15 protein-coding genes and 1 tRNA gene are annotated in these 18,950 nt (G+C 57.7%); 15 read left to right on the top strand and 1 reads right to left on the bottom strand.

Annotation, left to right across the window (positions count from 1 at the left end):
• Positions 1–9: 9 nt before the first annotated feature.
• Both ACW5XC_RS09385 and ACW5XC_RS09380 read left to right on the top strand, forming a co-directional pair.
• A complete protein-coding gene (locus ACW5XC_RS09385) occupies positions 10–1,590 on the top strand; it encodes a Na+/H+ antiporter NhaC family protein (protein ID WP_042053063.1) in 1,581 nt (526 codons plus the stop codon).
• 91 nt (positions 1,591–1,681) lie between these two features.
• The gene (locus ACW5XC_RS09380; RefSeq protein ID WP_005337121.1) at positions 1,682–2,263 is read left to right on the top strand and encodes a thymidine kinase; all 582 of its coding nucleotides are present in this window, start codon (positions 1,682–1,684) and stop codon (positions 2,261–2,263) included.
• An 80-nt stretch (positions 2,264–2,343) separates the two neighbouring features.
• Here ACW5XC_RS09380 and ACW5XC_RS09375 read toward each other — a convergent pair whose 3' ends face one another.
• Positions 2,344–3,681, bottom strand: coding sequence for a flavohemoglobin expression-modulating QEGLA motif protein (locus tag ACW5XC_RS09375; protein ID WP_042053061.1), 1,338 nt, complete (start codon positions 3,679–3,681; stop codon positions 2,344–2,346).
• Positions 3,682–3,839: 158 nt separating this feature from the next.
• Between ACW5XC_RS09375 and ACW5XC_RS09370 the strand changes: the two genes are divergently transcribed.
• From ACW5XC_RS09370 to tssH, 13 genes are all read left to right on the top strand, one after another.
• Complete coding sequence (locus ACW5XC_RS09370) at positions 3,840–4,295, top strand: type III secretion system chaperone family protein (protein WP_005337119.1); 456 nt, start codon at positions 3,840–3,842, stop codon at positions 4,293–4,295.
• A gap of 134 nt (positions 4,296–4,429) precedes the next feature.
• Positions 4,430–4,517 (top strand) — tRNA-Ser (locus ACW5XC_RS09365).
• Positions 4,518–5,235: 718 nt separating this feature from the next.
• Positions 5,236–6,398, top strand: a protein-coding gene (locus tag ACW5XC_RS09360; protein ID WP_143182551.1) for an IS3 family transposase whose coding sequence is annotated in 2 segments (ribosomal slippage) — positions 5,236–5,491 and positions 5,491–6,398 — 1,164 coding nt in all. Because the reading frame shifts where the segments join, the coding sequence is not laid out codon by codon here.
• A 766-nt stretch (positions 6,399–7,164) separates the two neighbouring features.
• On the top strand, positions 7,165–7,668 hold the full coding sequence (gene tssB, locus ACW5XC_RS09355) for a type VI secretion system contractile sheath small subunit (protein WP_021230530.1): 504 nt from the start codon (positions 7,165–7,167) through the stop codon (positions 7,666–7,668).
• A gap of 37 nt (positions 7,669–7,705) precedes the next feature.
• Entirely contained in the window at positions 7,706–9,187 is a 1,482-nt protein-coding gene (gene tssC / locus ACW5XC_RS09350; RefSeq protein WP_019444949.1) for a type VI secretion system contractile sheath large subunit, read from the top strand.
• Positions 9,188–9,193: 6 nt separating this feature from the next.
• Complete coding sequence (gene tssE, locus ACW5XC_RS09345; RefSeq protein WP_005299981.1) at positions 9,194–9,625, top strand: type VI secretion system baseplate subunit TssE; 432 nt, start codon at positions 9,194–9,196, stop codon at positions 9,623–9,625.
• Between the two features lie 3 nt (positions 9,626–9,628).
• On the top strand, positions 9,629–11,395 hold the full coding sequence (tssF, locus tag ACW5XC_RS09340) for a type VI secretion system baseplate subunit TssF (protein ID WP_042053055.1): 1,767 nt from the start codon (positions 9,629–9,631) through the stop codon (positions 11,393–11,395).
• Positions 11,359–12,357 carry a type VI secretion system baseplate subunit TssG gene (gene tssG, locus ACW5XC_RS09335; RefSeq protein WP_042053054.1) on the top strand — a complete coding sequence of 333 codons (999 nt, stop codon included), beginning with the start codon at positions 11,359–11,361 and terminating at the stop codon, positions 12,355–12,357. Before tssF ends, tssG begins: the two co-directional genes overlap by 37 nt.
• Positions 12,358–12,396: 39 nt before the next feature.
• Positions 12,397–13,632 (top strand): type VI secretion system-associated FHA domain protein TagH, encoded by a 1,236-nt coding sequence (tagH, locus tag ACW5XC_RS09330; protein WP_042053053.1) that lies wholly within the window; start codon positions 12,397–12,399, stop codon positions 13,630–13,632.
• A complete protein-coding gene (tssJ, locus tag ACW5XC_RS09325; RefSeq protein WP_019444945.1) occupies positions 13,632–14,147 on the top strand; it encodes a type VI secretion system lipoprotein TssJ in 516 nt (171 codons plus the stop codon). Before tagH ends, tssJ begins: the two co-directional genes overlap by 1 nt.
• Positions 14,148–14,149: 2 nt before the next feature.
• A complete protein-coding gene (gene tssK / locus ACW5XC_RS09320) occupies positions 14,150–15,484 on the top strand; it encodes a type VI secretion system baseplate subunit TssK (RefSeq protein ID WP_021230534.1) in 1,335 nt (444 codons plus the stop codon).
• A gap of 23 nt (positions 15,485–15,507) precedes the next feature.
• Positions 15,508–16,287, top strand: coding sequence for a type IVB secretion system protein IcmH/DotU (icmH, locus tag ACW5XC_RS09315; RefSeq protein ID WP_042053050.1), 780 nt, complete (start codon positions 15,508–15,510; stop codon positions 16,285–16,287).
• A 20-nt stretch (positions 16,288–16,307) separates the two neighbouring features.
• Positions 16,308–18,950, top strand: a complete 2,643-nt coding sequence (gene tssH / locus ACW5XC_RS09310) for a type VI secretion system ATPase TssH (protein ID WP_042053049.1) — start codon at positions 16,308–16,310, stop codon at positions 18,948–18,950.

The raw sequence follows: 18,950 nt of genomic DNA, 5'->3' as shown, positions 1-18,950 counted from the left end.
AAAGAGATCATGGACATTAGTCATTTCGCCGACTCCGGTTGGTCCGTTCTTCCCCCCCTGTTGGCTGTCGCGCTGGCGATCATGACCCGCCGCGTGCTGCTGTCCCTTGGTGTGGGCATCGTCACCGGCAGTTTGCTGCTCAATCAGTTTTCGCCCCTCGAATCCCTGCATTACATGTTGAATACCGTGCTCAAGATCTTCTGGGTCGATGGCGCGCTCAATCGTGACAACGTCAACATGATCCTGTTTATGCTGCTGCTGGGTGGCCTCATCAGCCTGATGAGCGTCTCCGGGGCGACCCGTGCCTTTGCCGAGTGGGCCGAGCGTCGTGCCAAGACCCGCAAGGGCGCCAAAGCCCTGACTGGCATGATGGTGTTTGCCTTCTTTATCGATGACTTCTTCCACAGCCTGTCGGTGGGGGCCATCTGCCGTCCGGTGACCGACCGCTTCCAGATCTCCCGTGCCAAACTGGCTTATCTGCTGGACTCTACCGCAGCGCCGGTCTGCGTGCTGATGCCCATTTCCTCTTGGGGCGCCTATATCATCGCTCTGGTTGGCGGCATCATGGCGGCACACGGTCTGACTGAACAGAGCCCCATCGCGGCATTTGTCGAGATGATCCCGATGAACCTCTACGCCGTCTTCACCCTGATCATGGTGCTGGTGGTGATTTCATTCCAACTCGACATCGGCCCGATGCGTCAACACGAAGCGTGGGCGCTGGAAGGCAAGCTGTGGGATGAGTCCAAGGGCCGCCCCATCGGTCTGGATATGGAGAGCCCGGAGGAGAGCAACGGCGGCATGATCGACATGGTACTGCCGATCCTGACCCTGACCGCCGCCACCATCTATTTCATGATCGATTCCGGTGCTGCGGTGCTGAGCGAGAAAGGGCTGCCATTCAGCGTGCTCGGCTCGTTCGAAAATACCAACGTCGGCTCTTCGCTGGTCTACGGTGCCCTGTGCAGTCTGGTGGTCTCCATCGGTCTGGCGATGCGCCTGAAGCTGGGAGCCAAGAACTGGATCAAGGCCGCGCCGCAAGGCGTCATGGCCATGCTGCCAGCCATCAACATCCTGCTGTTTGCCTGGACCATCGGTGCCGTGGTGCGCGACGTGGAGACCGGCAAGTACCTGGCTTCGCTGGCTAACGGCAACCTGCCGATCGAAGTGCTACCTGCCGTGGTCTTTATCCTCTCCTGTGCCATGGCGTTTGCTACCGGTACCAGCTGGGGTACCTTCGGCATCATGCTGCCCCTGGCCGGTGACATGGCCGCCGCCAGCGACATCAGCCTGATGTTGCCGATGCTGGCTGCGGTACTGGCTGGCTCGGTGTTCGGGGATCACAGCTCACCCATCTCCAGCACCAGCATCCTCTCTGCCACCGGTGCCGGTTGCCATCACATCGATCACGTGATGACCCAGCTGCCCTATGCACTGGCCATCGCCTTCGGCGCGGCCATCGGTTACCTGGCGATGGGCTTGATGCACTCCAGCCTGGCCGGTTTCAGTATCAGCGCCCTCTGGTTCGTGCTTTTTACCGGCTATCACCTGAAAAAGGCCAAAGCGCGGCCAGTGCTGGCCACCGCGTAACATTTATAGAGCAAGGGGCCCGCGGGCCCCTTGGTTTTGTCAGGGGCTTTGGTTAGCATGCGCCCCATAAATTCAGTTTCGGAACAGTATCATGGCTTCACTGCACTACAAATTTGCCACCATGAATTCAGGCAAATCCACCCAGCTCATTCAGGCGCACTTCAACTATCTGGAGCGGGGCATGCATCCTCTGGCGATGACGCCAGCCATCGATGACCGTTTCGGGGTCGGGGTGATCAGTGCCCGGGTTGGCCTTGAACTGAAGGTGGACGTGTTCAGCGACAGCTGTGATCTGTTTGAAATGGTGAAAGAGCGCCATGCAAAGAAACATATCGATGTCTTTATCGTGGACGAGGCCCAGTTCCTGACCCGTGAACAGGTCTACCAGTTGGCCCGCATCGTCGATGAGCAGGATATTCCGGTGATGGCCTATGGCCTCAAGACCGATTTTCGCGGCGAGCTGTTCCCGGGTTCCTACCATCTGCTCTGTCTGGCCGACAAGTTTGAAGAGCTGAAGAGCATCTGCTGGTGTGGCAACAAGGCTCACATGAACTCCCGGGTCAACGAAGCAGGGCAGGTGATGCGTGATGGCGAGCAGGTGGAGATCGGCGGCAACGATCGCTATGTGTCACTCTGTCGCAAACACTATCTCGAAGGTCGGGCCTACAAGTAAGTCGGCTGCGATAATTGAATCGTCGAGCAGGGCGCCAATCTGGCGCCCTTTTTATTTTCCCCAACTTGTATCGCTGTGGTTCAGTCTATCTCGATATCCACCGGCGCAATGATGGGGTCGGCCACCGGCAGGCGTTGAAATAGCTGGCGAAAATGGTGCTGTACCCGGCCGATATCGACCAGCGACATGCCGGAGGCAAAACCGAACCAGACATAGAGGCCGGTGAGATCGCGAAACATCGGCGGCAAATAGCGGGGAGCGGCGATCAGCCCCTCCAGATAGTGCTGATAGAGCACCGGAATGTCATCAAGCGTCACCTTGCCGACAAACAGCATCGGCAGGATCTCGGGCACCCCTTCCAGCACGGCGCTGCGGATAAAGTTGACCGTCTCCACATAGCCACGCACGTAGGAGATGTCCTTGGTAAAGCAGGCGCCGCCGCCCACCATGCCACCACGAAAGACCCGCTGGGTGATCTTGTAGGCGTCGTGCTCGCTGGTGCCCTGCAGCACGAAGTGCTGAAACACCTCGATAAAATCGGCGCCGCGCTCGGCCATGTCGATGGCCATCACCCGATCGGAGATACGCTTGGCCCGATCCGGAAAAGAGCTGAAGGTGAGGGTCTCTATCAGGACAGCCAGCCCCTCCTGACAGGCGGTGATCCGCGGTGAACCGGCGCTCAGCCAGGTGGCATAAGGCTGCTGGCGACCGTTGAGGGTGGTGCCGACATGGACCCACCCCTCGTGTACCTCCAGTACCTGCAAATCCAGCTCGGAGAAACGGGCGTGGGAGTTGAGCTTGATGTAGTCGCCACCGGCAGCGGCATCGGAGACGATGCCATCGCTCAGCTTCACCTGCACAGTGCCGTCACTGAAGTAGCTCGACAGCTTGCCCTGCAGTTTGGCGACCGCGGCTTCTCCTTCGAACTCCTTGGGGTAGGGGCGCACCAGATGGCGTGCGCCGGGCAGGGAGAAGATATCGCACAGGCGGGCACCCAGCTCCTTGAGGGTCTTGCGATCCCCACGCAGGTGATCGCTGGCAGAGCCATAAAGCAGCTGGCTGTAACGCTGAAAATCGGGTTGGCCGCGCTGGCGCAGCATCTCGATCACCACCATGTACTGATCGACCGTCTCTTGTAGGATCCGGCCAAGATCGTCCTGTGGTCCCAACTTTCTGCGGATCCTGTCCCGCAGCTCCTTGAGCTCCAGATATTTGTTGCGCGGATCGAAGCCGAGGGGGAGTGCATCATAGAAGTGCCTGTCGATAGCGGGTAGCTCCCTGCCACCGCTTGCCAGAAAGCGATCCTGCAGATGGCGTGGCCATTTGATGGCATCCAGAATGCGGATGGGTTTTTGCAGGGTGAGCAGCTCATCCGAGAGTGATTTCAGATGAAGGCGATACTTTTCTTGGATAGTCATGGGGCCCCCTGTGGGGCAAGCGTCATCGTGGATTTGGCTGAGTATATGCATAGCGCTTGCCAAAAAGAAGCGAGCCGCAGGGTTATCGGGTTGGCGTGCTTTTTGTTGATAGCAAATTGGTTTAGACTGCGCCCCTTGATCCCAATCTTGTCGTGGAAATGATGAATATCCCCAGCTCCGAAATGATAATGCGTTGGTTGCAACAGGCTCGTATCGAGCACTATGTCTGCGACCAGTGTCACGGTATCCACATTGTCTCTTTGCAGTCGGTCGATGGTATTCAGGAGAGCCGGATCTTCGTGGAAGAGGAAGGCCTGCTGTTCTCCTCCGAGCTGGAAGTGCGCCCCTCCGCAATGCTGCCGCTGGTTGCCGAACTGGGCCGACTCAATATGCAGTACCCCTCCCTCAAGGTGTTCCTCGATATCATCGATGACAACCTGCCGCGGCTGGTGGTCGGCCACACCGTCTTTACCAAGGCCGGACTCAGCGTCGAGCAGTTCCTGCTGTTCGTGCAAAGCACCATCGCCGCCACCCACGAATTGGTTGCCGAATGCGAACGTTCCGGCTTCCTCAACCTGCCGGAAATTCAGGTTGCACCGGAATCTGTGCATTAAGTGTTCGAACGGTTCGCCAGGTGAAAAAAGCCGTTGACGCGGGCGGGGCTTTCCCCTAAATTACGCCCCGTTCCAGCGCAACAGCGTAGCAAACACAGTGTTGGCTGAACACGTTAAACCACAGACCAAAATTTGGTGAGGTGTCCGAGTGGCTGAAGGAGCACGCCTGGAAAGTGTGTATACGGCAACGTATCGAGGGTTCGAATCCCTCCCTCACCGCCACATTGCAAGCCCTGATGGAAACATCAGGGCTTTTTACTATATACAGCTATCATACCGACGATGGCCGCTTCGAAGCGGCGAGCAACTGAGCTGCAAATAATCCAGTTCTAACCCGGAAAAGGAACAAAAAGAACCTGTCGCAACGCTCGCTCTCGAAATAACCTGTCATGCCACTTGGATTATAAATACTCTTCTCCCATCTCAGATCCACGCCTTCACGAGCCAATCGAATACCACCCGATGCCAAACTCGTCATTCTCTTCAAATCAACACTATGGGAACGCGTCTCGTCCTATCATTGAATGGCCTCGGCGCAACAGGCTTGTGAGCGGTCATGGCTCACAGGTTGATAGCAAGGCTGCGTAGCAGGTGCTGCCACGTCCACGGGTACGACGTATCCGAGTTGTATCAACTCCCTCTACACCGATCAGGCCATTTGGGATGCGCAGGGTTTTCTGCCTCATCTTGAGAAGCAGTGAAGGGGGACTAGATACCTTGTTAGAGTTGATGAATGCGCTGAGGATTAGCAAGGATGCTCTCAATGTGAAGGGAACGGGGACGTCATCAATGATGGTGCAAACGTGTGGGTTGTTTAGCGAAAGTTGCATCTGGTAGTTGGTCTGGTGGGGCATGCGCCTAAACAAGCGAAATGTAGTGGTCTAATCATCCCGGACACCATTTTAGGTGGTACAGTCGCCACCATGACCTGAGGTGTTCAATGACAAGATTACGTCGCTCATTTACTGCCGAATTCAAACTCGAAGCCGCATCCCTGGTGCTCGACCAGGGATATTCTGTCCCTGAAGCCAGCCGTTCACTGGATGTCGGTGAAACCGTGCTCCGTCGCTGGGTTCAGCAACTGCAATCCGAACGAACTGGCACAACCCCGATTAGTAAAGCACTGACCCCGGAACAGCAGAAAATCCAGGAGCTGGAAGCCCGTATCAACCGGCTCGAACGTGAAAAGGACATTCTAAAAAAGGCTACGGCTCTCTTGATGACGGACGAGTTCACACGTACGCGCTGATAGACCGATTAAGGGAGCAAGCCCCCATCACCTTGGTCTGCTGCGCTTTCGATGTTCCCACATCCTGCTTTTACGACTATCTGGCTTGCAGGCGGACGATTAACCGTGAGCGTATGCAGCAGCGCTCTGAGTTGCGCCGGTTGTTCAAAGAAAGCCGGAACTCGGCAGGCAGCCGCGCCTTGATGTCGATGATGCGAGAGTTGGGGTATCAGATTGGCCGATTCAAAGTACGTAACCTGATGAAGGAAGCCGGGCTGGTATCCAAACAGCCGGGCGCTCATCGTTATCAGGTCGCCCAGTCTGAGCGACCGGATATCCCCAATCTGCTGGCCCGCGAATTTGATGTCCAGCAACCCAATCAGGTGTGGTGTGGCGATATCACCTACGTCTGGGCAGGTGGACGCTGGCATTACCTGGCAGCGGTGCTTGACCTGCACACCCGGCGGGTCGTGGGCTGGGCGATGTCTGATAAACCTGATGCAGAATTGGCAATCAAAGCACTGGAGATGGCCTATCAGCAGCGTGGTTGCCCATCTGGTGTGCTGTTTCACTCTGACCAGGGCAGCCAATATGGCAGTAGGGCATTTCGGCAACGACTGTGGCGCTATCGCATGACCCAGAGCATGAGTCGGCGTGGCAACTGCTGGGATGATGCCCCGATGGAGCGATTGTTCAGAAGTCTTAAAACGGAGTGGGTTCCGGCTATGGGATACATGAGCGTGCGGGAGGCAAAGCGGGATATCAGTTATTACCTGATGGATTACTACAACTGGCGGCGTCCACATCACCACAATGACGGGATACCGCCAGCAAAAGCAGAGGATTGGCCTAATCAAGTGTCCGGATTTAGTTGACCACTACAGACATGGCGTTGTCAGCCTAATAGCTTGTTCTGGTCTCAACGCGATTCAATGGTGCATAACTTGTAGATTAGGGGGGGCTTGTACGCTACAGCTGGATTTATGAGGGGAGTGATGACTACGGATCGTCATTTATGTTTTCGATAAATAGTGGTTTGTTTTTTAAACTGGCCATAAATGCAAGCAAGCTATATGAATCAAATTATTAGCGTTACTTAATTCAATTCATTCGATTGGCTTAACGACCGATTTTGACGCATGTGCTCGCATAGCGATAAAGACGGTATCAATAATGTGATTCGATGGTGCATTCTTCCAATGCGACCCTAGGTCAACTGTAATAAATGACAGGTTGTTATTGTGAAGTCATCGTGCGAGCGTCTTTATTCTCGCAAAGATTGCTTTCCATCTTAAGTGTTTGTTTTTTAATTGTTTTAATGGTTTCCCTGTGTTCGTGTTAGAATTATTCGTTGACCATCAAATTCTCTCTATATACCATGCCGCTCAAAATAGGCATTAATGCCAATATGACCTCACACCATTGAGTTGAGGCTTCGGGTTGTAGATAAATAACAAGAGATATTGTGCTTTTGATAACTAGAGCTTTTGCTTGAAATATATCAAAAGTGCATCGTTGGTGAGTGCCTCTTTGACAAAATCGTCCATAGGATGGCTCAACTGTAATATCTTACAGTTGAGGGGAGGGGTATAAGCTATAAGCTATAGGGTCTTGGGTGACCCTTAACTTGGTATTTAGAGCATGGGAAAAGGAATTGACGGCGCCACAGTTGCGCCCAAAGAACGTATCAATATCAAATATGTACCGGCAACCGGTGGTCAACAGGCGGAAATTGAACTTCCGCTGACTATGATGGTGGTTGGTAATATGAAGGGCCGTACCGAAGAAACGCCGATAGAGGAGCGCCAAACCGTTTCCATCGACAAAAACAACTTTTCTTCCGTCATGAAAGAATCTGCACTGGAACTGAACTTCTCTGTTCCCAATCGTCTGGAAGAGAACAGCCAGGACGAGATGCCGGTTTCGATCAAAATCCAGTCTCTGGAAGACTTCACTCCTGACAGTGTTGCCCAACAGGTCCCTGAGCTGCGCAAGCTGCTTGAACTGCGTGAGGCGCTGGTTGCCCTGAAGGGGCCATTGGGCAATATCCCTTCTTTCCGCAATCGTTTGCAGGATCTGCTGTCCAGTGATGAGGCTCGTGAGCAACTGCTCAAAGAGCTGGATTTGATCAAGCCTGCCGAGTGATCGGCGGGTTGTATTGACTGACGAGAAAGGAACAAACATGTCTTTGGTCGAAGAACAGGTTCAAGCGGGGGCGGGTGCAGCCTCCTCGTCCTCTTTGCTGGACGAAATCATGGCGCAGGCTCGCATCACACCGGTTGATGAGGGGTACAGTGTTGCCAAGCAGGGTGTGGCTGCGCTTATAGCCAACATTCTGGACAGCGGTACCACCAGCGAGCCGGTCAACAAGGCATTGGTTGACAGCATGATTGTCGAGCTCGACAAGAAGCTGAGCAAGCAGATGGACGTCATCCTGCATGCCAAAGAGCTACAAGAGATGGAATCCTCCTGGCGCTCCCTCAAGCTGTTGGTAGATCGCACCGATTTTCGTGAAAACATCAAGATCCAGGTGCTTCACGCAACCAAGGAAGAGCTGCTGGAAGATTTCGAGTTTTCCCCGGAGATCACCCAGTCCGGTCTCTACAAGCATGTCTATTCAACCGGCTACGGCCAGTTCGGCGGCCAGCCGATCGGTGCCGTGATCGGTGACTACGCCTTTACCCACAGCTCGCCTGACATCAAGCTGATGCAGTATGTCAGTGCCGTCGGTGCCATGGCCCACGCCCCCTTCATCTCCTCTGTCGCCCCCGCCTTCTTCGGCGTCGACAGCTTCACCGATCTGCCCTCCATCAAGGATCTGAAATCGGTGTTCGAAGGACCGGCCTACACCAAGTGGCGCTCCCTGCGCGAATCGGAAGATGCCCGTTATCTGGGGTTGACTGCACCACGTTTCCTGGCCCGTCTGCCTTATGATCCGACTGAAAACCCCATCAAGGGTTTCAATTATCAGGAAGATATCAGCTCGGATCACGATCACTACCTGTGGGGCAACACAGCCTATTTGATGGGCACCTCCCTGACCGACAGCTTCGCCAAGTACCGCTGGTGCCCGAACATTATTGGCCCGCAAAGTGGTGGCGCCATTCACGATCTGCCGGTGCATGTCTATGAGGCCATGGGTCAGCTGCAAGCGAAGATCCCGACCGAAGTGCTCATCACCGACCGTCGCGAATATGAGCTCTCTGAAGAGGGTTTCATCACCTTGACCATGCGCAAGGACAGCGACAACGCGGCGTTCTTCTCTGCCAACTCGGTGCAAAAACCCAAGGTCTTCCCCAACACCAAGGAAGGCAAGGAAGCGGAGACCAACTACAAGCTGGGTACCCAGCTGCCCTACATGTTCATCATCAACCGTCTGGCGCACTACATCAAAGTGTTGCAGCGCGAGCAGATCGGCTCCTGGAAGGAGCGTCAGGATCTGGAGCGTGAACTGAACGGCTGGATCAAGCAGTACGTTGCAGACCAAGAGAACCCGCCGGCAGACGTCCGTAGCCGTCGTCCGCTGCGCGCCGCCCAGATCAAGGTGCTTGATGTGGAAGGGGAGCCGGGCTGGTACCAGGTTGCCATGGCCGTGCGCCCGCACTTCAAGTACATGGGGGCGAGCTTCGAGCTCTCTCTGGTAGGTCGACTGGACAAGGAATAAGGCCCGATGCCGCATCTCTCTTCCTGGGATAGAGGAAATGCGGCCAGCCTGTTTGATCGTATCCGAGGGGAGGGGCTTGGCTCCTCCCCTCGTTCGGAAGTTGATGAATTGGTCGACTCTGTCAAACGTCAGCTCGACCAGATCCTCAACACCCGTCCCGGCAATTGTCGCAGTGCACCCGATTTGGGGGTTATTGATCTCAATGACGCCACTCAGGGTAGTGCGGATATCAAGGGGCGGATCCGGGAGGCGATCCGGCAATGCATCCGTCGTTATGAACCTCGGATCATCCATGTGGATGTCCGTTCACCCGACTATCAGGCAAGTCCGCTTGAGATGTCGTTTCAGGTGACGGCCCATGTGCGGCTGGAGCATATCGAGCAAGTTACCTCGTTCAACGTCCATATGGACAGTCACCGTCACTACCGCATGGTCTGATCAATGTCGCTGGAACATTACTTCAGGGATGAGTTGGCTTTTTTGCGCCTGCAAGGGCGCGAATTTGCCGATAGCTATCCCGAACTCACCCGCTTTTTGTCGGAGCAGAATACCGACCCTGATGTGGAACGCCTGCTGGAAGGCTTTGCGTTTCTTACGGGCAACCTGCGCGCCAAAATCGAGGACGAGTTCCCCGAGCTGACCCACGGTCTGCTCAATATGCTCTGGCCGAACTATCTGCGCCCCGTCCCCAGCATGACCATCATGCAGTTTTCGGTCATTCCGGGAGCCATTGCCCAACCGGCACTGGTCAGGCAGGGTTGCCAGCTGGACAGTTTGCCAATCGACGACGTGACCTGTCATTTTCAGACCTGTCACGATGCTTGGGTCTATCCGGCCGAAATGCGCCAGATAACGGCGCAAAGTGGCAATGATCTCTCTACTATCTCGCTCGATATTGCGCTGCATGCCCCTCTGCCGCTTAGCGAATTGCAGCTGGACAAGCTGCGCTTTTTCCTCGGTGGCGACAGCTACACCGCGTATGAGCTCTACTTCTGGCTCTCCAACCAGCTCTCCCATATCGAGCTTGAGGTCGACGGCAAGCGCTTTCGTCAGGAGGCCAAGGCACTCAAATCGGTCGGCTTCGAGCGCGACGATGCGCTGCTGCCCTATCCGAACAATGTCTATTCCGGCTACCGGATCCTGCAGGAGTATTTCTGTTTTCCGGAGAGCTTTCTCTTCTTCGAACTCTCCGGTGGTGAGTGGCCCAAACAGCCGCTGCCGGTGAGTGAATTCAAAATCCATTTCTGTTTCGACCGGCCCCTGCCAGCGGAACTCAAGATCCGTCCCGACTCTTTCATGCTCAACTGCGTGCCGGCCATCAACCTGTTCCAGCACGACAGCGAGCCGGTCAATCTCAATGGCCGTCAGGCGGAATACCCGCTCAAGGCGAGCTATCGCTATGCCGACAGTTTCGAAATTTTCTCGGTGGATCAGGTTGAAGGATGGGTTGAGGGCAATATGGGCCGCTCCCGCGGTACGCCACGCATCTATCAGCCGTTTGAAAGTTTTCAGCATCAGATTGAGCGGGCCAAACAGCGGCTGGCGCTCTATTACCGGGTGCGGGTCAGGGAGTCGGTGAGTGGTGATGGCTTCGAGCACAGTCTGTCGTTTGTGCGAGGGGATGAAACCACTACGGTCGATCTGGATGAATCCATCTCGGTTACGCTCACCTGCACCAACCGCTCCCGCGCAGCCCGCCTCAAGGTGGGCAGTATCTGCGTGCCGACCGGCAGTTCTCCGTCGTTTGCTACCTTCCGCAACCTGAGCCGGCCGACCCGGCCGCTGCGTCCGGCACTGGATGGCAGCCTGCATTGGACCCTGATTTCCAACCTGTCGCTCAACTATGTCTCTCTGCTGCGCCGGGATGCCCTGGTGCAGGTGCTGCGTACCTATGACTTTCCCGCTTTGCACGACAAGCAGGCAGAGCAGGCGTCGCGCAAGCGGCTGGCGGGGATCGAGGAGATCGAGACCAAGCCGGTGGACAGGCTGGTGCGCGGCATGCCGGTGCGGGGGCTCAAGTCGGTGCTCTCCATCCGCCAGTCCGCCTTTGGCAGCGAAGGGGAGCTCTATCTCTTCAGCACCGTGCTGGCCCACTTCTTCTCGCTCTATGCCAGCGTCAACGCTTTCCACCTGCTTGAGGTGGTCAATCTCGATAACAAGGAGCGCTATCAGTGGCCAGTCCAGATCGGTCAGCACTCCCTGATGTGAGCGCCGCCAACGAGGCGCCCCGTTTCAATTTCTTCCAGCTGGTTGAGCTGCTCAACCGGCTGGACGGTGCCGATCAGGAGCGTGGTCTCGACCACCTGCCGAGTGACGAAAATATTCGTTTCAAGGCGACGGCATCGCTGGGGTTTCCCACCAGCGATGTGCTGCAAATTGGCCGCGACGAGAAAGGGCGTCACGAACTGGAAGTGGCCTTTCTGGGTCTGCACGGTAGTCAGTCGCCGATGCCGGGGTATTACCTCGACTCGCTGGCGTGGGAGTACGCCCAGGGTGAACAAAAGCTCGGCCTTTTCCTGGATTTCTTCCACCACCGCCTGCTGACCCTGCTGCACCGGATCTGGCGCAAGTATCGCTACCACGTCCGTTTTCAGGATGACGGTGAGGATGGGTTCTCCCGTCTGATGTTTGCGTTGGTGGGGCTTGGCAACGATGCCGTCTGTCAGAGTTTGCCGGTCAACCGCGCCAAGATGCTCTCCTATGCGGGCATGCTGGCCAGCCCCAGCCGCTCTCCTGAGGTGGTTGCCGGTCTCGTGGCCCACTGCTTCGATCTGGCGGATGTGGAAGTGAGTGCCTGGCAGTGGCGCAAGGTGCCGATCCATCCGGAGCAGCAAAACCGCTTGGGCGGTGCTTGCGCCACTCTGGGGCACGACTTCGTCATCGGTGACAAGGTTAATGATTGTGCCGGCAAGTTTTTATTGAAAATCAATGATCTGAGTTTTAGCCAGTTTCTCGGATTTCTCCCGAACGGGGAGCATTTCCACGCCCTGGTGACCTTTGTCTCCTTCATCTTGCGCGATCAGCTGGCTTGGGATCTGCGGCTTGGCTTCGGTCAGGAGCAGGCCAAGGGGCTGAGATTGGGGGAGGAGCAGAGTGCCCGTCTGGGGTGGAGTACCTTTCTTGGCCAACCGCCGAGTGACCCGTTCGTGACAATCTGTGTACAGGAATAAGCGCAGAAATTCAGTGTAGGAATACGTGCAGGAGTGAATGTGGACGACTTTAACCAGCAACTATCTCTGGTGGTGCTCAACAGCGAGCAGCTCGACGGCAGCCAGCAGGTGCAATATCGCTTCGACGAGATGGGGGGAACATTGGGCTCCTCCGAACAGGATGACTGGCAACTGCGAGACAGGTTGGGGGCGGTGATGCCAGCCCATGCCCGCGTCGAGCTCAATGACGGTCGTTTCTGCCTGTGCGATCTCAGTGGCCAGACCTACATCAATGGTGCAACCTCGCCCATCGGGCGGGCTCGCAAGGTCAACCTCGAGCAGGGTGACGAGCTGATTGTCGGCCCTTTTCGCCTGAGAGCCTATCTCGGAGCCATCTCCCCCGAGCAGAGTTTGCAGCAGGTGTTGGGCAACCGTCCGACCGAGCAGCTTGATGAGTGGCTGGCCAGCGATCCTCACCACACCCAGACCCAGGATGATCCACAGGCCCTGGCGGTCGACCCCCTGCTGGCATTGCAGCAGGAGCGTGCGGCCCCGAGTCCGTTGGTGGATGCTCGCCTGCAGGCTCAACCGCAGTTTCAACCGGATATGGACACCGTATCCCTCGCTCCATTTTCAGCCGTCGAGAACACCATGAACCAAGAATTTCTGGATATGCCCACCATCGAGAACCACCCCGACTTCCAGCCACTGGAGGGCGTTGATCACGTCGCCCTGACTCCGCTGATGCGTGGTCTGGGCCAGCCGTTGCAGCTGCAAGACACCCAGCAGGCCCACGACATGCTCGAAGAGATGGGCAAGACAGTGCGTGCCATGGTGGAGGGGTTGCTGCAACTGCAAAGCGATCAGGCGGCGCTGGCTGACAAGCACCTGCGCCCCATCGAGGACAACCCGCTGCGTCTTGGTCTCGACTATGACGAGACCCTGGCGGTGATGTTTGCCGAGCAGAAGAGCCCAGTGCACCTGACCGCGCCTGCTGCGGTGGCCGAGAGTCTGCGCAATGTACGCATTCACCACGTGGCGAACCAGCAGGCTATTGGTGCTGCGCTCGACAGCATCCTGCAGGCCTTCTCCCCCGAGGCGTTGCTCGGTCGTTTCGAGCACTACCGTCGTACCGGTACCCCGGGTGTGGCCGATGAAGGCTGGGCCTGGAACATGTACCAGCACTACTACCGCGAGCTCACCTCTGCCCGTCAACAGGGGTTCGACAAGCTGTTCCATCAGGTCTACGCCCAGGCGTATGACCAGGCCGTGCGTCAGCAACAGGGACTGATTTGATGATACGTGCACTGTGGTTTGGGGCCTGTCTGCTGGCCCTGGCCGGTTGTACCACCATGGGCAAGATGGCCGATGTGGCCATGAACCCGGATATCCAGGTGGGGAGCAACGATGACCAGCCCTCCACCCTGGGGCTCAGCCTGTTGGCAGAACCTGATGTCAACCCCAACGAGAGCGGGGAGGCGGCACCCATCGAGTTTCAGGTGGTGCTGCTGGCTGAAGATTCCAAGCTGCTCGCTACTGACTATGACCAGGTGACGGCGGATGTGGAGAAGGCCCTTGGCAAGAACTACCTGGACCATCAGGACTACACCCTGCTGCCCGGCCAGTTCAAATACCTGCCTCCCGTCAAGCTCGATGAGAAGACCCGTTACATCGGCGTGATTGCACGGTACGCCGATCCGGACAGCGCCGAGTGGCGCAAGGTCATCAAGGTCAAGAGCAAGGGAACGGCCTATCAAATTCTGGTGCACCTGCGCCTGGATGAAGTGGAACTACAAAAAGAAGAAGAATAATTATGTCGAGTCGAAATCGGGTTATCTGGCGTGAAGGGCTCTTTATCAAGCCCCAGCACTTCCAGCAACAACAGAGACATTCAGATTACGCGTTGCACGCGCGTTTGAGCGCGCTGTCCGACTATTTCTACGGGTTGCAGTCGCTTGCCATCAACGAGGATTACCTCGGCTTTGGCCGCATCGCGTTGGTGGGGGCCACCGGTATCCTGCCGGACGGCACCGTCTTCAACATCCCGAACGATGATGTGCTGCCGACCCCGCTGGAGATCACCGATGCCTCGGTGGCCAACCAGAAGGTCTATCTGGCGCTGCCGCTCTCGGTGAGCGGGGTCAACGAGGTCAATCAGGGCGGTCAGGTCGCCACCCGTTTGCAGGCCCATCGCCACGACGTGCGGGATCTGCACAGCGAAGGGGGGGATGTGGTTTCCCTCGAAGTGGGGCGGGTCAGCTTACGGTTGATGCTGGAGCGGGAAGATCGCAGCGCCTACGCCTCGCTCGCCATTGCTCGCATTCTGGACAAACGCCCGGATGGCGGTCTGGTGCTGGATCCCAACTTCATGCCTTGCAGTATCAGTGTCTCTGCCATTCCGACCCTCAAGCGCTTCCTCGGCGAATCGGCTGGTCTTGTGGCCGAGCGGGCTCGCAGCCTCTCCCAGCGCATCGCCGCGCCGGGACAGCAGGGGGTGGCCGATGTGGCCGAGTTCATGATGCTGCAACTGCTCAACCGGGCTCAGCCCCAACTCTCCCATCTGGCGCGTCTTGGCACCCTGCACCCCGAGCGGTTGCACGAGGCGCTGGTGCAGCTCTGTGGCGAGTTGATGACCTTTACCGACGAGTCCCGTCTGCCCCCCGAGTTCCCCGCCTACCGTCATGACGATCAGCAGGTGAGCTTCGAACCGGTGATGCTGGCCCTGCGTCAGGCGCTCAGTACCGTGCTGTCGCCACGTGCTGTCTCCATCCAGCTGCGCAAGCACCAGTACGGCGTCATGGTGGCCATGGTCAACGAGAGCGAGTTGATGCAGAGCGCCGATTTCGTGCTGGCAGTGCGTGCCCGCATGCCGCAGGAGCAGCTGCGCAAACAGTTGCTGCAGCAGACCAAGGTGGCGTCGAGCGACAAGATCCGCGAACTCATCAGCCTGCAGTTGCCAGGTATCCCGCTGTTGCCGCTGCCGGTGGCGCCGCGCCAGTTGCCCTATCACGCCGGTTACAGCTACTTCCAGCTCGACCGTCAGAGCCCTGCCTGGCAGATGCTGGCGGTCAGCAACACGCTCGCCTTCCACATTGCCGGCGATTTCCCCGAGCTCGACATGCAGCTCTGGGCCATCCGTAGCCAGTGATCGCATCAAGGAAACAAGCAGAGATGACCACGGACATTATCAACAACGAGCAACTGAGCGACCTGCTGTTCGATCACGCCGAGCAGCTGGACATGGATTCGGACTACTGGTTCCGCCTGCGTGGCCAGAGCATCAACCCAATGATCGATGCGGTGACCCCGCTGCTGGGGCTGGTGCAGCGGGTGCGTCTGTTGTCGCGCTACGACTGGGTGCCCGAGCTTTATCAGCGGGTGGTGACCGAGATCCAGGCCATCGAACAGGAGTTGATGGCGCAGGGTTACGAGAACGGCGTCGTCCTCTCGTTTCGCTACATCCTCTGCACTTTTATCGATGAGGCGGTGATGGGGCGCGACTGGGGCAGCCAGAGCGAATGGTCCCAACACTCACTGCTGGCCCGGTTTCACAACGAGACTTGGGGGGGCGAGAAGGTATTCGTGCTGCTGTCGCGTCTGCAGGAAGACCCGGTGCGCTATCGCGACATTCTGGAGTTCATCTATCTCTGCCTTTGCCTCGGTTTTGAGGGGCGCTACAAGGTGATGAGCCAGGGCCGTGACGAGTTTGAACGGATCGTCAAGCAACTGCACAAGCAGTTGTCACTCGAACGTGGCGGCGAGGCACCCAGTGTGTTTCATCTCGATCTCGGTCAGCAGGCGTCCCGCTACCAGCTGCGCAAGCAAGTCTCCCTGCGCACCCTGTTTATGGGCGGCGCGTTGATCCTGGCCATCATCTTTGGCCTCTATCACCACCAACTCAATAACCAGACCCAGGACGTACTGCGTCAACTGGGCGAATTATTAAAATAAATACTTAAGGAGAGCACGCCTTGATTCGTATAGAGCTACCGGTACTGGTGGAAAGACTCAACCCCATCTGCCGTCACATGCTGGAGGAGGCCGCGGCCCTCTGTGTCAATCATCAGGGCGCCGAGATCCGCATCGAGCACCTGCTGCTCAAGATGCTGGAGACCCCCCTCAGCGATGTGCGCCAGATCCTCAAACGGGCCGAAGTTGAGGTTGAAGAGTTAAAGAGCCTGTTGCAACCCTCGGCGGCCGACAACGGTTATGGTCAGGGTTATCCCTCCTTCTCGCCGCTATTGGTGGAGTGGCTGCAAGACAGCTGGCTGTTCGCCTCTGCCGAGCTGCAACATGGCCAACTGCGCAGCGGCGTCATGCTGCTGGTGCTGCTGATGACTCCCCAGCGTTACCTGCCGGGCTCGGTGACTCGTTTGCTTGCCAACATCAATCGCGAGCTGCTGCGCCAGCAGTTTGACGAGTGGGTGAAAGAGTCTGCCGAGACCCAAGTGACCGTTTCTGCCAACGGTACTTCTACTCAGACCGCGCTGCCCGCCGATGCCAGCCTGCTGGCCCGCTTTACTGTCAACGTCACCGAACAGGCCCGTCAGGGAACCCTGGATCCGGTACTCTGCCGGGATCACGAGATTGATCTGATGATCGACATCCTCTCCCGTCGTCGTAAAAACAACCCCATCGTGGTGGGGGAGGCCGGTGTCGGTAAAAGCGCGCTGATCGAAGGGTTGGCGCTGCGCATCGTCGCAGGCCAGGTGCCGGAAAAATTGCGCGATGTGGAGCTGATGACGCTGGATCTTGGCGCCATGCAGGCCGGAGCCTCGGTCAAGGGGGAGTTCGAGAAGCGTTTCAAGGGGGTGATGCAGGAGGTCAAGGACGCCGTGCGACCTGTCATCCTCTTTATCGATGAGGCCCACACCCTGATCGGGGCGGGCAATCAGGCGGGGGGGCTGGATGTCTCCAACCTAATCAAGCCTGCGCTGGCCCGTGGCGAGCTGCGCACCATCGCCGCCACCACCTGGGGCGAGTACAAGAAGTACGTGGAAAAAGATGCCGCCCTGTCGCGCCGTTTCCAGTTGGTGAAAGTGGGTGAGCCTAATGCAGATGAAGCCACCGTAATCCTGCGCGGTCTGCGCAGCATCTACGAAAAGGCCCACGGGGTGCTGATCGATGAGGAAGCGCTGCAAGCCGCCGCCCAGCTCTCCGCCCGTTACATCTCCGGTCGTCAACTGCCGGACAAGGCGATCGACGTACTCGATACCGCCTGTGCCCGGGTGGCCATCAACCTGACCACGCCACCGCGCGCGGTCAGCCATTTGCAAAACGAACTGCGCCAGCGTGAGCTGGAGATCCGTCAGCTGGAACGCCAGAGCCTGATCGGTCTGGGTGACAACGATGAGCGACTCACAGAACTGAAAGCGGCCCAGCAGATATGCCGTGACACTCTGCGTGAGCAGGAAGCACAGTGGCAGCAACAGCAGGGATTGGTGCATCGGATTGTCGAGCTGCGTGCCGCCCTGCTGGCCGATCAGCAGGATGAAATGCTGGCCAGAGAAGCGCTGGATCTCGCCGATGCGCCGCTCGATCCGCAAGCGGCTGCCGAGCAGCTGGCCGGGCTCGAGCGCGAGCTGGCCGAGCTGCAACAGGGTGAGGTATTGGTCTCTGCCCATGTCGACAAGACCCAGATCGCAGCGGTGATCGCCGAGTGGACCGGGGTGCCGCTTAATCGCATCTCCCAAGGGGAGCTCGATGTAGTGACCCGTCTGCCGGAGTACCTTGGCGAGCTCATCAAGGGGCAGGATGTGGCGGTGGCCCATCTGCACAAGCACCTGCTGACCGCCCGCGCCGATTTGCGTCGTCCAGGCCGTCCGCTGGGCGCCTTCCTGCTGGTGGGGCCAAGCGGGGTCGGCAAGACCGAAACCGTGCTGCAGATTGCCGAGCTGATGTTTGGTGGTCGCCAGTATCTCACCACCATCAACATGTCCGAGTATCAGGAGAAGCACACCGTTTCCCGTCTTATCGGCTCGCCTCCCGGCTATGTCGGCTTTGGTGAGGGTGGCGTGCTGACCGAAGCCATTCGGCAGAAGCCCTACTCGGTGGTGCTGCTGGATGAGGTGGAAAAAGCCCATCCGGACGTGCTCAACCTCTTCTATCAGGCATTCGACAAGGGCGAGCTGGCGGATGGGGAAGGGCGGATCATCGACTGCAAGAACGTGGTCTTCTTCCTCACCTCCAACCTCGGTTTCCAGACCATCGTCGATCATGCCGAGCAGCCTGATGACCTGCTGGATGCGCTCTATCCGGAGCTGGCTGCCTTCTTCAAACCGGCCCTGCTGGCGCGGATGGAGGTGATCCCCTACCTGCCGCTCGGTCACGACACCCTGGTGCAGATCGTCGGTGGCAAACTCAACCGGCTGGTCAAGCTGCTCAAGGAGCGTTTCGGTGCCGAGGTGGTGCTGGAGAGCGAGGTGGCCGAGGAGATCCTGTTGCGGGCGAACCGCAGCGAGAACGGCGCGCGGATGCTGGAGTCCGTCATTGATGGGGCCCTGTTGCCGCCGGTTTCCCTGCAACTGTTGCAGCGCCTCTCGGCCGGTGAGCCCATCAACCGGGTACACTTCTCGGTGGCCGATCACCAGTTTGTGGCCGAGGTGGAGGGCTGA

The sequence above is a fragment of the Aeromonas sp. 25-AL00135 genome (genome assembly GCF_054052385.1).
Note: the sequence above shows the minus strand (reverse complement) of the source record. Positions and strands in the feature narration are given on the sequence as shown.

Excerpts from the sequence above, each read along its gene's own strand:
- ACW5XC_RS09380 (WP_005337121.1), top strand. The coding sequence starts at position 1,682 with ATGGCTTCACTGCACTACAAATTTGCCACCATGAATTCAGGCAAATCC.
- icmH (WP_042053050.1), top strand. The coding sequence starts at position 15,508 with ATGACCACGGACATTATCAACAACGAGCAACTGAGCGACCTGCTGTTC.
- tssF (WP_042053055.1), top strand. The coding sequence starts at position 9,629 with ATGTCGCTGGAACATTACTTCAGGGATGAGTTGGCTTTTTTGCGCCTG.
- ACW5XC_RS09370 (WP_005337119.1), top strand. The coding sequence starts at position 3,840 with ATGATGAATATCCCCAGCTCCGAAATGATAATGCGTTGGTTGCAACAG.
- ACW5XC_RS09385 (WP_042053063.1), top strand. The coding sequence starts at position 10 with ATGGACATTAGTCATTTCGCCGACTCCGGTTGGTCCGTTCTTCCCCCC.
- ACW5XC_RS09375 (WP_042053061.1), bottom strand. The coding sequence starts at position 3,681 with ATGACTATCCAAGAAAAGTATCGCCTTCATCTGAAATCACTCTCGGAT.
- tssC (WP_019444949.1), top strand. The coding sequence starts at position 7,706 with ATGTCTTTGGTCGAAGAACAGGTTCAAGCGGGGGCGGGTGCAGCCTCC.
- tssB (WP_021230530.1), top strand. The coding sequence starts at position 7,165 with ATGGGAAAAGGAATTGACGGCGCCACAGTTGCGCCCAAAGAACGTATC.
- tssK (WP_021230534.1), top strand. The coding sequence starts at position 14,150 with ATGTCGAGTCGAAATCGGGTTATCTGGCGTGAAGGGCTCTTTATCAAG.
- tssJ (WP_019444945.1), top strand. The coding sequence starts at position 13,632 with ATGATACGTGCACTGTGGTTTGGGGCCTGTCTGCTGGCCCTGGCCGGT.
- tssE (WP_005299981.1), top strand. The coding sequence starts at position 9,194 with ATGCCGCATCTCTCTTCCTGGGATAGAGGAAATGCGGCCAGCCTGTTT.